Raw genomic sequence first — 13,786 nt, 5'->3', positions numbered from 1 at the left:
TGGTACAATTAAGGTTAGCGATCAAACATTTTATTTTAAGGATTGTGCAGAACCATTGATGTTAAAAACTAAATACCAATGAAACCGAAGAGCAGACGGGGCTAATTAAGGCACTTGGAGTTTTCTATCAAGAGTGAAAAGGAACGAATTTAGATGCTATCGTTTGAAAAAAAAATAGCTGATTTTATTAAAAGAAACAGATTATTAGAATATGGGGATTCTGTTTTAGTGGGTGTATCAGGAGGTCCGGATTCCATTGCTTTACTCCATTATTTAGTACAAAAAAAGTTTGATTATAACCTTTCAATTAGAGCTGTACATGTAGATCATATGTTGAGGGGCGAGGAATCATATAATGACCTTAAGTTTGTCCATAATCTTTGTGATCAATGGAATATTCCATGTGAATCAGCAAGAATTAATATTAACGAAAAAATGCTAATTTTAAATAAAGGTTTTGAAGAAACGGCAAGAATATTTCGATATCGTTTTTTTGAGGAAATAATGATTAAGTATCAACACAAGAAACTTTTACTGGGCCATCACGGAGACGATCAAGTAGAGACGATATTGATGAGATTAACTCGTGGAAGCTCAGGTAAAGGAAGAGCAGGTATACCTGTCCGCAGACCTATGCAAAACGGAGAAATTGTGAGACCTCTTCTTTGTTTGAATAAAGAGGAAATTGAAGAGTATTGTTGTTTTTATGGTTTGGATCCTCGAAGAGATCCAAGCAATCAAAAGCTAGATTATACAAGAAATCGCTTCCGTTTAAAAGTTCTCCCTTTTTTGAAAAGAGAGAATATTCATGTGCATGAACATTTCCAACGATTTAGTGAAGAAATATTAGAAGATGAAGTTTATTTGCAGGAATTAACGTTAATAAAAATGAATAAGTTATGGAAGAAAAATAAAAATGAAATCACGGTAGATGCTTTATCGTTTATTGAAATGCCTTTGCCTTTACAAAGAAGAGGGATTAAACTAATATTAAACTATCTTTACAATGAAAATCCTTCTACTGTAACTGCTGTTCATACTGATGCTATTCTGAAACTACTTAGGGACGGAAGACCATCAGGACAATTGGATCTTCCGCAAGGTTTGCAGGTGCGAAGATCTTATGAAAAATGCATATTCTCTTTTAAAAAAGAGAAGCAGTCTAATACATACGAAATCGAATTATCCTTAAATAAAGAAGTAAACCTACCAAACGGTTATAGCATAATGCTTACAGAGGGTAAGGTTTTGGACCCACAACCTCAAAAGGAAAAAATCTATTTACGTTTGGATGATATTCACCTCCCGTTAATTATTAGAAACAAAAGAGCTGGAGATCGAATAAAGGTAAAAGGATTAAATGGAACAAAAAAAGTGAAGGATATATTTATTGATGAAAAAATACCACTAGATAAAAGGGAAATGTGGCCAATTGTAACAGACCACACGGGCAATGTATTATGGATTCCAAATTTAAAAAAATCCGTTTACGATATTTTGCCTAATCCTGAGCAACCTTGTTATATTTTACATTACTATATAAAGCAAACATCTCCTAGGGGGCAAATATTTCAATGAAACAAGATATTGAAAAGGTATTAATAAGCGAAGAAGAAATTCAACAAAAAACGAAAGAACTAGCTGAGCAGTTAACCGTTGAATACAAGGATCGGTTTCCTTTGGCTATTGGTGTATTAAAAGGTGCCACACTGTTTATGTCAGATTTATTAAAGAAAGTGGATACCTATTTGGAAATGGATTTTATGGATGTTTCAAGCTATGGGAAATCCATGGTTTCTTCAGGAGAAGTGAAAATTCTAAAAGACCTTGATACTTCTGTTGAGGGCAGAGATATTTTAATTATTGAAGATATTATTGATAGCGGACTGACATTAAGTTATTTAGTAGAGCTTTTCCGTTATCGAAAAGCAAAGTCCATAAAAATTGTTACTTTGTTAGATAAACCTTCTGGCAGAAAGGCAAATATTGAAGCAGATTATGTAGGCTTTATAGTACCGGATGCCTTTGTTGTTGGATATGGATTAGATTACGCTGAAAGATACCGTAACCTTCCATATATAGGTGTACTTAAACCAGCAGTGTATAACAAAGGAGAATAAGATTAAAATAAGGTAAGTAAAAAAATTTGTTTTACCCGATGATACATCCTAGAGATTAACTAAAAATGCAAATTGTTGTAAAGCTAAGAATTTCTATGATACTATTGAATATAGTTTTTTGACCGTGGGAGGAGGTAAGGAATGAGTAGAATATTTAGAAATACAATCTTTTATGTATTACTATTTCTCGTCCTTATTGGGATTGTAAGTTATTTTAACAATAACAATGAGCCGACAAAAGATTTATCATATGATCAATTTATTTCCCATTTAGAAAAAGGGGAAGTGAAGAACTATTCAGCGCAACCTGAAAGAGGCGTATATGAAGTAAGAGGTGTATTAAACGATAAAGATAAGACAAATTTTCTTACTTATGTATTGAATAGTCCAACAGCTCTTGATCGAATAGAAAAGGCAGCGACTGCAAAGGGGACTAAAGTGAATAATATGCCAGCGAAAGAAACAAATGGCTGGGTGTCCTTTTTCACATCAATTATTCCGTTTGTCATTATTTTTATCCTTTTCTTCTTCTTATTAAATCAAGCCCAAGGCGGCGGTGGCCGTGTAATGAATTTTGGGAAAAGTAAAGCTAAGCTTTATAATGATGATAAGAAAAAGGTTCGCTTCCGTGACGTTGCGGGTGCAGATGAAGAAAAGCAAGAATTAGTTGAAGTAGTTGAATTTTTGAAGGATCCTCGGAAATTTGCTGAACTTGGTGCAAGAATTCCAAAAGGTGTTTTGCTTGTCGGACCTCCTGGTACAGGTAAAACATTATTAGCTCGTGCAGTAGCAGGCGAAGCAGGAGTGCCATTTTTCTCAATTAGTGGTTCTGATTTTGTTGAGATGTTTGTTGGTGTCGGTGCTTCTCGTGTTCGTGATTTATTTGAAAATGCTAAAAAGAATGCTCCATGTATCATTTTTATAGACGAAATTGATGCCGTTGGACGTCAACGCGGTGCAGGTCTTGGCGGCGGTCACGATGAACGTGAACAAACGTTAAACCAGTTACTTGTTGAAATGGATGGTTTTGGTGCGAATGAAGGAATTATTATTGTTGCTGCAACAAATAGACCTGATATTTTAGATCCAGCATTATTACGACCTGGTCGTTTCGACCGTCAAATAACTGTTGACCGACCTGATGTAAATGGTCGTGAAGCTGTACTGCGTGTGCATGCTAGAAATAAACCATTAGATGGTTCTGTTGATTTAAAAGCGATTGCCCAAAGAACACCTGGATTTTCAGGTGCAGATCTGGAAAACTTATTAAATGAAGCAGCATTGGTTGCTGCAAGGCAAGATAAGAAAAAGATTGATATGACAGATGTCGATGAAGCAACTGATCGGGTAATTGCCGGACCTTCGAAGAAAAGCCGTGTAGTTTCCCAAAAGGAAAGAAAAATTGTTGCTTATCATGAAAGTGGTCATACTATTATCGGACTTGTCTTAGATGAAGCAGAGATGGTTCATAAAGTAACGATTGTTCCACGTGGTCAAGCAGGCGGTTATGCGGTTATGCTTCCAAAAGAAGATCGTTACTTATTGACTAAGCCGGAGCTCTTAGACAAAATTACCGGTTTATTAGGTGGACGTGTTGCTGAAGAAGTTACTTTTGGTGAAGTATCCACTGGTGCATCAAATGATTTTCAACGAGCTACTAATATTGCAAGAAAAATGGTCACTGAATATGGTATGAGTGATAAGCTCGGGCCTTTACAATTCGGCCAAACACAAGGTGGTCAAGTATTTTTAGGCAGAGACTTTAATAATGAGCAAAACTATTCAGATAAAATCGCATATGAAATCGATACTGAAATTCAAGACATTATTAAAGAGTGTTATGAACGAGCTAGAAAAATTATTCTTGAAAATCGTGAAAAATTCACGATTATTGCTGAAACATTGCTAGACGTTGAAACGTTAGATGCAGAACAAATTAGACATATATATGATCATGGAACTTTACCTGATAGAAAGGTTCCAACAATTGATTCTTCAACAATCGATAGAGAAGGAACGGCTGATCCTTTAAAGGTAAATATTCAAAAGAAACAAGAGAATATTCAAAAACCAACTGAAGAGGATCGTCCAGAGAAATTTGGACCTACGAAAGCTCCTGATCATGAAAATAAACAAGATCCAAAAGAATAAATAATTTCTTAAAAAGACATCGATATTATATAATATCGATGTCTTTTATTTAAAGGTAAGAAAGTATAAAATTTACTAGGGATATTAGATATAAAAAGTGTCTGCAGTGTCTAGCTCCAGCGCCTATCGGCTAGCGGATTTCTCCGTCTTCTCCCTACGATAAGTCAACATCGGCTCGTCCCTCGCCGTGTCTCCTTTATCTCAGTCGAAGACTACGAAATCCGTACGCTAGAGCTGCGGCGCTTGCGCTTTTCTTATTCGTTGATGGTTTTGTTAATCAATGTGGTTGTTGCTTATAAACGATGTATGATATGGGTTCAGCTAGTTTTTAACGCAAAGAGATTGTTTTGCATATACAATACAACTGATTTGAGTAATCTTAACAAAGCCATATTGATAAAGATTGTGGTATGATGTTGGCATGTAATTTACATTAATAAAAGTGGTGAGAAAATGTTATTCGTATTGGATGTAGGAAATACAAATATTGTATTGGGTGTATACGATAAAGATGAACTTAAATTCCATTGGAGGGTCGAAACAAACCGACATAAGACAGAGGACGAATACGGAATGGTCATAAGATCATTGTTTCAACATGTTGGAATAGAGTTTAAAGATATTAATGGGATTATTATTTCAACAGTTGTTCCACCGATTATGTACACGTTGGAGAGAATGTGTAATAAATATTTTCATGTTAAACCTCTAGTGGTAGGACCTGGTATTAAAACAGGTTTAGATATTAAATATGAAAATCCGAGAGAGGTTGGAGCCGATCGAATTGTTAATGCTGTAGCAGGAATCCATGAATATGGAAGTCCGCTTATTATCGTTGATTTTGGTACAGCAACTACTTTCTGCTATATTAATGAATTTAGTCAATATTTAGGTGGTGCTATAGCACCGGGAATTGGAATTTCAGCTGAAGCCTTATATTCAAAAGCTGCTAAACTTCCAAGGATTGAAATTGCAAGAACAGATGGAGTCATTGGAAAAAATACAGTTGCAGCGATGCAAGCTGGTATTGTATTTGGCTATGTTGGACAAGTTGAAGGTATTGTTAACCGAATGAAAGCAAACAGTAAGAAGGAACCTATTGTAATTGCTACAGGTGGTCATGCAAATATGATTGCTAGTGAATCGAAAGCAATTGATATAGTAGATCCGTTTTTAACATTAAAAGGCTTGCGATTAATATACAAGAAAAATACAAATGAGTGAAGGGAAGTTCATAATGGGCGACTATTTAGTAAAAGCATTAGCATATAACGATCAAGTTCGTGCATATGCGGTAAAAAGTACAGATACAGTTGGGGAAGCTGTGCGCCGCCATTACACTTGGCCAACTGCATCCGCTGCGCTTGGGCGTGCGATGACAGCAGGGGTCATGATGGGTGCTATGTTAAAGGGCGAGGAGAAAATAACGATCAAAATTGAAGGAAATGGTCCAGTTGGTCCCATTCTTGTCGATAGTAATTCTAAAGGTGATGTCAGAGGATATGTGACGAATCCACAAGTACATTTTGACTTAAATGAACATGGTAAGCTCGATGTAAAAAGAGCTGTTGGAGCAGAAGGTACTTTAACCGTTGTTAAGGATTTAGGGTTAAGGGAACATTTTTCAGGGCAAGTTCCTATTGTTTCTGGTGAACTGGGTGAAGATTTTACTTATTATTTTGTAGCTTCAGAACAAGTTCCTTCATCTGTGGGGGTAGGAGTACTTGTAAATCCTGATAATTCTATCCTTGCTTCAGGCGGTTTTATTGTTCAATTATTACCAGGAACAGAAGAGAATATTATTAATGAAATTGAAAAAAGACTCCAATCTACAGAACCAATATCTAAGCTTATTCAAAAAGGGCTGAATCCGGAAGAAATATTGGAAAACATTCTAGGGAAAGACAATGTGAAAATATTAGAAACGATGCCAATTCAATTTAAGTGCAATTGCTCTAAAGAACGCTTTGGTGCTGCTATTATTAGCTTAGGGAAAAGTGAAATTGAAGAAATGATTAATGAAGATGGAAAAGCAGAAGCTCAATGTCATTTTTGTAATGAAAAATACCTATTTTCCAAAGAAGAACTAGAGGAATTATTTAAAGAAGCTAATTAAAGGGAGAGCGGGGAATTGGGGAAGAAACAGCTTATAATTATTATTGTTGGCTTAGTTCTACTTAATATTATTACTCTTACATATTTTTTAATAGGGGATAAAAAGTCGAGTTCTTCGATAAGTGAAACAGTAGCTACCGTCGGCAATACAGCGATTTCCCGTGAAGATTGGCTTCTAGATATGGAAAAACAGTATGGGAAAGAGATACTTCAACAGTTAGTTGATGATAAGGTAGTTGAACAAAAAGCGATAAAATTTGGAATAAAGGTCAGTGAAAAGGAGATAGAACAGGAACTTTTAATGATTAAAACAGTCTCTGAATCGAATGACCAAGCAATATTTGAAAACGAGGATCTTTTAAAAAGAAAAATAAAATCCAGTATACTTTTTGAAAAGATAATTACAAAAGATGTAACCGTCCCTATGGATAAAATAAAACAATATTATAGGGATAATCGACAGTTATATAATATTCCAACTACTTATAGAATTTCCCAAATTGTGGCGAAATCAAAAAATGAAGCTCAAAAAGTTATAGAAGAATTAAATAGTGGATCTAATTTCGAGGCGCTGGCTATGGAAAGATCTATTGATTCATCGACTAGTCCACAAGGTGGAGATCTTGGCTATGTATCGGAAACCAATCATTCTTTTCCTGTGAACTATATGAAAACGGTGGGTTCTTTAAAAATTGATGAAGTTAGCGGCCCTGTGGAATACAAAGATCATTATGCAATTATTATTCTGAAAGATAAAATTAACGGAAAAAGTTATTCGTTTGATCAAGTAAAAGATCAAATACGTAGACAAATCGCCTTGGAATCATTAGAAACACCAATAACACCAGAATCCTTTTGGCAAGAAGCTAAAGTTAAATGGTTCTATGGGAAGGATAAATAGATTAACTAAGGCATAAGTATGTAATGACTTATGTCTTTTTTTCATTGGTCAGCGAAATTATTAAATATTTGTAATGTGTATAACTTTGAAGAGCGAGGTTTCGTCTAGCTCCAGCGCCTATCGACTAGCGGACTTCAGGACTCCTCCCTACGATAAGTCAACATCGATTCGCCTTTGGCTCATCGTGTTTCCTTTATCTCAGTCGAAGTCCCTCCAGTCCGTACGTCGATGAGCAAGGCGCTTACGCTTTGGTCTTGACTTTTAAAATTTTGAGTGGTAAATTTGAAATAATTAAACCAATAAAAATACTCGGAATTTGAGGTGAGGGAAATGGCACGTGTAGTAAATTCAATAGCACAATTAGTAGGTGAAACACCAGTTGTTAAATTAAATCGCTTAACAGATGAAAATCAAGCAGAAGTGTATCTTAAACTTGAATATATGAACCCAGGCAGTAGTGTAAAAGATCGTATTGCTTTAGCCATGATCGAATCTGCAGAAAAGGAAGGAAAAATTCAACCAGGGGATACAATTGTCGAACCAACAAGCGGAAATACTGGAATTGGTCTAGCAATGGTTGCTGCAGTTAAAGGATATAACGCTGTTTTAGTAATGCCGGAAACGATGAGCTTAGAGCGAAGAAACCTGCTACGAGCATATGGGGCTGATTTAGTTTTAACCCCTGGTCCCGAAGGAATGAATGGAGCTGTCCGTAAAGCAGAAGAGTTAGCAAAAGAAAACGGCTATTTTATGCCACAACAATTTAAAAATGAAGCAAATCCTGAAATTCACCGATTAACTACAGGGAAAGAAATTGTTGAACAAATGGGTGAGCAATTAGATGCATTTGTATCCGGAATTGGAACAGGTGGAACGATAACAGGTGCTGGTGAGGTTTTAAGGAAAAAGTACCCGGATATAAAAATAGTTGCTGTAGAACCGAAAGATTCACCAATATTAGCAGGCGGTAAACCAGGCCCTCATAAAATTCAGGGACTTGGAGCAAACTTTATTCCAGATACTTTAAATAAGGAAATATACGATGAAATTATTCATGTAGCAACTGAAGAGGCATTCGAGGCATCGAGAAGAGTTGCTAAAGAAGAAGGAATATTAGGCGGTATTTCAGCGGGGGCGGCGATTCATGCTGCGTTAAAAGTGGCTGCTGAGCTTGGAAAAGGTAAAAAAGTATTAGCTATTATCCCGGATAATGGTGAGCGCTATTTGAGTACAGCACTGTATCAATTTGAAGAGTAGAAAAAATTTATATAGATTAAAACACACTAGGCATTCGGAAGCTCCGTTTGCCTTTTTTTAATTAGCTCTTTTCGTAAACTTCGTTTTTTTTTACATCAAGTAAAAATCGGCAAAGATTTTACGAAGTAAATATCTACTAGGATTTTTCCGGTTCTAATGTATCGTCCCATTTGAATAAAAGAATTATTATATGGGGAAAAGAGCACGTAACTAAATTATTCTAGCCCTGAGAATTTATCCGAAAACAACAACCTATCCGATAACCCCTTTTAATTACTCTATGCACTTGATAAATGTAACTTTAAAGCGGTAGACTGTAATTATAATGAATTTGTCGAGTGTTGGAAGGGGAACAATTAATGAATCGAATTCTTCAATGTAGATCACATCAGCTAGATTACGAAAACAAGACATTAATTATGGGGATATTAAATATTACACCTGACTCATTTTCTGACGGTGGAAAGTTTTTTAATATAGATACAGCGATTGGGCGAGCGAAACAAATGGTTGAAGATGGTGCAGATATTATTGATATTGGTGGGGAGTCAACGAGGCCAGGTCATGCACCTGTTGACGCTGATGAGGAAATTACAAGAGTAATTCCAATAATTAAGAGATTATCAAAAGAAGTAAATGTTCCAATTTCAGTTGATACTTATAAAGCTAAAACTGCAAAAGAAGCCATTGATGCTGGCGCACATATTATTAATGATATATGGGGTGCAAAAAAAGACCCTGAAATTGCAAATGTGGCAGCTGAATATGAAGTACCTATCATCCTTATGCATAATAGAGAAAACCTCGATTATACAAACTTTATCCGAGATGTATTAACAGATCTTTTTGAAAGTATATCCATTGCAAAAAAAGCCGGGGTTCGGGATGAAAATATTATTTTAGATCCAGGTATTGGCTTTGCAAAAGATGTTAAGCAAAATATAGAAATGATGAAAAACCTAGATAAATTAGTTGGCCTAGGGTTTCCTGTTCTTTTGGGAACCTCAAGAAAATCAATGATTGGTCATATTATGAATCTGCCGGTTGAAGAAAGAATGGAAGCAACAGGGGCAACCGTTTGCTACGGTGTAGAAAAAGGATGCCAAATTATGCGGGTACATGATGTGAAAGAAATAAGTCGAATGACGAAGATGATGGATGTTTTAGTCGGTAAAGGTGGTCTAAATGGATAAAATATTTATTAATCAAATGGAGTTCTACGGGTATCACGGAGTTTTGCCTGAGGAAAATCGACTAGGACAACGATTTCGTGTAACGCTAACACTTGAGCTAGATTTACAAAAAGCTGGGCTATCCGATAATTTAAATGATACTGTTAGTTATGCGGAAGTATATGAGCTTTGTAAAGATATTGTTGAAGGAAAGCCATTTCAATTATTAGAAGCTGTTGCGCAAAAAATTTCTAACACAATTTTAAATACCTACCCAACTATTCATCAAGTAACTGTTCAGATGATAAAACCCGATCCTCCAATACGTGGACATTATGAATCTGTAGCGGTTGAAATTTCAAGGAGAAGAATAAATGAATAACATTGCCTACATTTCAATTGGTTCAAATATTGATGATCGAGAAAAGTATTTAAAAGATGCCTGTGATTTGCTAGATCATGATAGAGACATAAAAATACTAGCTATTTCTTCTATTTACGAGACTGAACCTGTTGGATTTACTGAACAAGGTAAATTTTTGAATATTGTTGTTAAGGTTGAAACGGAATTATTCGCGGAACAGCTGTTAGATAAGTGTTTAAACATAGAAGTTGAATTGGGGAGAATTAGGAAAATTAGATGGGGACCAAGAACGATAGACCTTGACATTTTGTTATATAATAACGAAAATATTGAAACAGAGAAACTAGTTGTTCCTCATCCTCGTATGCTTGAAAGAGCATTTGTATTAGTACCTTTATTAGAAGTAGATCCGACTATTACGTTACCAAGTGCAACAACCCCGTTGCATCATATTCTAGACGAAATACCTGATAAAGAAGGAGTTCGGTTATGGAGATAGATAAATGGGGAAGACGCATTCGCGCTTTTCGAAAATTAAAAGGATATACTCAGGAAAATCTAGCTAAAGAATTGGGGATATCAGTTTCTATATTAGGAGAAATAGAGAGAGGTAGTCGTTTGCCTACTGAGGATTTTTTAGAAAAGGTGGCAAATCTGCTTGGAATAGAAGTGGAGGATCTAACTCCTCCAGAAAAATAGAAATAAAAAATACGAAAGGAGGATTAACCGACGCTTAAAATTGGAAATATCCAGATGGATAATCCTGTCGTTTTAGCTCCAATGGCAGGAGTTTGTAACTCTGCTTTCCGGCTAACAGTAAAGGAATTCGGTGCAGGATTAGTTTGTGCGGAAATGATTAGTGATAAAGGGATCGTTAATAAAAACGAAAAAACAATGAATATGTTATATATAGATGATAGAGAATATCCGTTAAGTCTACAAATATTTGGCGGGGAGAAAGAAACACTAGTAGAAGCAGCAAAGTTTGTTGATAAGAATTCAAATGCGGATATTATTGATATTAATATGGGATGTCCTGTTAATAAAATTATTAAATGTGAAGCAGGAGCAAGATGGCTTCTTGACCCAAATAAGATTTATGAAATGGTTTCAGCGGTTGTTGATGCAGTTGAAAAACCAGTAACAGTTAAGATGCGTACAGGTTGGGATGAAGATCATATATTTGCTGTTGAAAATGCACGAGCTGTGGAGCGTGCGGGTGGTTCAGCTGTTTCATTACACGGCCGTACAAGAGTTCAGATGTATGAAGGCACAGCAAATTGGGATATCATACGTGAAGTGAAACAATCAGTAAATATTCCTGTAATCGGAAACGGGGATGTGGAAACTCCTGAAGACGCGAAACGTATGTTAGATGAGACAGGTGTAGATGGTGTAATGATTGGACGAGCAGCACTTGGAGATCCGTGGATGATCTATCGTACCGTAAATTATTTACAAACTGGAGAACTTGCAGAACAACCATCTGTTCGTGAAAAGATTGATGTCTGTATTTTACACTTAGATCGCTTAATATCCCTTAAAAATGAAAATATTGCAGTAAGAGAAATGCGAAAGCATGCGGCATGGTATTTAAAAGGCATGCGAGGAAATGCAAAGGTTCGGAATGGCATAAATGCATGTAATACTCGCGCTGAACTTGTCGAACTACTATCTAATTTTGTGGAAGAAGTAGAGTCGGGTGCAATAAAAGTTGGTTAATTTCTATTGTAAACTACCAGTTAGTACTGGTGGTTTTTTCTTACATAAGTAAAAAACTATTCTTTTAGGATGTCTGAAAATGTGAAATTGTGTACAATAATAAAGTATAATTAAGAAAATATGTAGATAAGCTTTAATAATTAGGATGGAGTGACAATAAATGAGTTTTGAAGAATTAAATGACCAATTACAGGTTAGAAGAGAAAAAATGAATTCTATCCGGGAAAAAGGCATGGATCCATTTGGTAAGCGTTTTGATAGAACTCACAATACACAACTCATTAAAGAGCAGTATGAGGAGTTTACTAAGGAAGAGTTGGATGAAAAAGACGTCCAAGTAACCATCGCAGGTCGGATCATGACCAAAAGAGGAAAAGGAAAAGCTGGTTTTGCCCATGTGCAAGATTTAAATGGTCAAATTCAAATCTATGTTCGGAAAGATAGTGTCGGGGATGAACAATACGAATTATTTGATACAGTTGACCTTGGAGATATTGTTGGCGTAACTGGTACAGTGTTTAAAACAAAAGTTGGAGAACTGTCTGTTAAAGTTAAAGAATTCACATTGTTAACCAAATCACTTCGCCCACTTCCTGATAAATTTCATGGATTAAAAGATATTGAGCAACGCTATCGTCAAAGATATTTGGATTTAATTATGAGTGATGAAAGTAAACGTACATTTATTACTAGAAGCTTGATTATTCAGTCGATGCGTCGTTATCTAGATAATCAGGGGTACTTAGAGGTAGAAACTCCTATGATGCATGCTATTGCTGGTGGAGCCTCAGCAAGACCGTTTATCACCCATCATAATGCATTAGACATACCACTTTATATGCGTATTGCTATTGAGTTGCATTTAAAACGTTTAATTGTTGGTGGATTAGAGAAGGTATACGAGATAGGCCGTGTATTCCGTAATGAAGGTGTATCAACGAGACATAATCCTGAATTTACGATGATAGAATTATATGAAGCCTACGCTGATTACAAAGATATTATGAAATTAACAGAAAACCTTGTTGCCCATATTGCCAAAGAGGTACTTGGAACAACAACTATTCAGTATGGTGAATATGAAGTTAATCTTGAACCGGAGTGGTGTCGACTACATATGGTTGATGCAGTTAAAGAATTTACTGGTGTAGACTTTTGGAATGTGACAACTGTTGAAGAAGCTCGTCAGCTAGCAAATGATCATGGGGTAGAAATTACTGAACATATGCAATATGGCCATATTGTAAATGAATTTTTTGAACAAAAGGTTGAGGAGAAATTAATTCAACCAACATTCATTTTTGGTCACCCAGTAGAAATATCACCTTTAGCTAAGAAAAATGATGAAGATCCGCGCTTTACAGATCGATTCGAACTCTTCATTGTTGGTCGCGAGCATGCAAATGCCTTTACAGAGTTAAATGATCCAATCGACCAACGTGAGCGTTTTGAAGCTCAGTTAAAAGAACGTGAGCAAGGGAACGATGAAGCCCATATGATGGATGATGATTTTATTGAAGCGTTAGAGTATGGTATGCCTCCAACAGGTGGTCTTGGAATCGGGGTAGATCGTCTTGTCATGCTGTTAACAAACTCAGCATCAATTCGTGATGTTCTGTTGTTCCCGCTAATGAAAAACCGCGACTAATATTTATAAGCTTCTACCTGTATTTTCTAGGTAGAAGCTCTTTTTTTTCTTAATGAATATTAGTATTTTAGAATAATATTTTTTGTTATAAAAAAACTATTGCATCATGAATAAAAAGGTGGTATATTATTATTCGTTGCCCCACAAAAAGGACAACGAAGTGTTAAAAAGAAAATAAAAAAAGTTGTTGACAATAGTGATTTTAAATAGTAAAATATAAAAGTCGCTAACAAAACGACATGACGATTGATCTTTGAAAACTGAACAAAACGAAACGTCAATTAATTAACTTTTTATGAGCTATATCAAACATCTTTTTGGAGAGTTTGATCCTGG

13 protein-coding genes are annotated in these 13,786 nt (G+C 35.7%); all 13 read left to right on the top strand.

The features are described 5' to 3' along the window. The first annotated feature begins 153 nt into the window (after positions 1-153). A complete protein-coding gene (tilS, locus tag ACQKP0_RS23205) occupies positions 154-1,578 on the top strand; it encodes a tRNA lysidine(34) synthetase TilS (protein ID WP_427408193.1) in 1,425 nt (474 codons plus the stop codon). Next, positions 1,575-2,120, top strand: a complete 546-nt coding sequence (gene hpt / locus ACQKP0_RS23200; protein WP_427408192.1) for a hypoxanthine phosphoribosyltransferase — start codon at positions 1,575-1,577, stop codon at positions 2,118-2,120. Before tilS ends, hpt begins: the two co-directional genes overlap by 4 nt. Positions 2,121-2,261: 141 nt before the next feature. Then, entirely contained in the window at positions 2,262-4,271 is a 2,010-nt protein-coding gene (gene ftsH, locus ACQKP0_RS23195) for an ATP-dependent zinc metalloprotease FtsH (protein ID WP_427408191.1), read from the top strand. Positions 4,272-4,724: 453 nt separating this feature from the next. Further along, on the top strand, positions 4,725-5,495 hold the full coding sequence (locus tag ACQKP0_RS23190; protein ID WP_427408190.1) for a type III pantothenate kinase: 771 nt from the start codon (positions 4,725-4,727) through the stop codon (positions 5,493-5,495). 13 nt (positions 5,496-5,508) lie between these two features. Then, positions 5,509-6,387 carry an Hsp33 family molecular chaperone HslO gene (gene hslO / locus ACQKP0_RS23185; protein ID WP_427408189.1) on the top strand — a complete coding sequence of 293 codons (879 nt, stop codon included), beginning with the start codon at positions 5,509-5,511 and terminating at the stop codon, positions 6,385-6,387. A 15-nt stretch (positions 6,388-6,402) separates the two neighbouring features. Next, positions 6,403-7,287, top strand: a complete 885-nt coding sequence (locus ACQKP0_RS23180) for a peptidyl-prolyl cis-trans isomerase (protein WP_427408188.1) — start codon at positions 6,403-6,405, stop codon at positions 7,285-7,287. A 330-nt stretch (positions 7,288-7,617) separates the two neighbouring features. Further along, positions 7,618-8,544, top strand: coding sequence for a cysteine synthase A (gene cysK, locus ACQKP0_RS23175; protein ID WP_427408187.1), 927 nt, complete (start codon positions 7,618-7,620; stop codon positions 8,542-8,544). 359 nt (positions 8,545-8,903) lie between these two features. Continuing rightward, positions 8,904-9,737, top strand: a complete 834-nt coding sequence (gene folP / locus ACQKP0_RS23170; RefSeq protein ID WP_427408186.1) for a dihydropteroate synthase — start codon at positions 8,904-8,906, stop codon at positions 9,735-9,737. After that, positions 9,730-10,098, top strand: a complete 369-nt coding sequence (gene folB / locus ACQKP0_RS23165; protein ID WP_427408185.1) for a dihydroneopterin aldolase — start codon at positions 9,730-9,732, stop codon at positions 10,096-10,098. The genes folP and folB overlap by 8 nt, the downstream gene beginning before the upstream one ends. Then, the gene (folK, locus tag ACQKP0_RS23160) at positions 10,091-10,579 is read left to right on the top strand and encodes a 2-amino-4-hydroxy-6-hydroxymethyldihydropteridine diphosphokinase (protein ID WP_427408184.1); all 489 of its coding nucleotides are present in this window, start codon (positions 10,091-10,093) and stop codon (positions 10,577-10,579) included. The genes folB and folK overlap by 8 nt, the downstream gene beginning before the upstream one ends. Continuing rightward, the gene (locus ACQKP0_RS23155; RefSeq protein WP_427408183.1) at positions 10,570-10,779 is read left to right on the top strand and encodes a helix-turn-helix domain-containing protein; all 210 of its coding nucleotides are present in this window, start codon (positions 10,570-10,572) and stop codon (positions 10,777-10,779) included. The genes folK and ACQKP0_RS23155 overlap by 10 nt, the downstream gene beginning before the upstream one ends. Before the next feature lie 39 nt (positions 10,780-10,818). Continuing rightward, a complete protein-coding gene (gene dusB, locus ACQKP0_RS23150; protein ID WP_427408230.1) occupies positions 10,819-11,802 on the top strand; it encodes a tRNA dihydrouridine synthase DusB in 984 nt (327 codons plus the stop codon). A 160-nt stretch (positions 11,803-11,962) separates the two neighbouring features. Continuing rightward, a complete protein-coding gene (gene lysS, locus ACQKP0_RS23145) occupies positions 11,963-13,450 on the top strand; it encodes a lysine--tRNA ligase (RefSeq protein ID WP_427408182.1) in 1,488 nt (495 codons plus the stop codon). The last annotated feature ends 336 nt before the right edge of the window (positions 13,451-13,786 follow it).

It is taken from the genome of Heyndrickxia sp. NPDC080065, from assembly GCF_050281185.1.
In the GTDB taxonomy this organism is placed as follows: domain Bacteria; phylum Bacillota; class Bacilli; order Bacillales; family Bacillaceae_C; genus Heyndrickxia.
The sequence above is the reverse complement of the archived record's forward strand: the minus strand, read 5'-3'. Positions and strand labels throughout refer to the sequence as shown.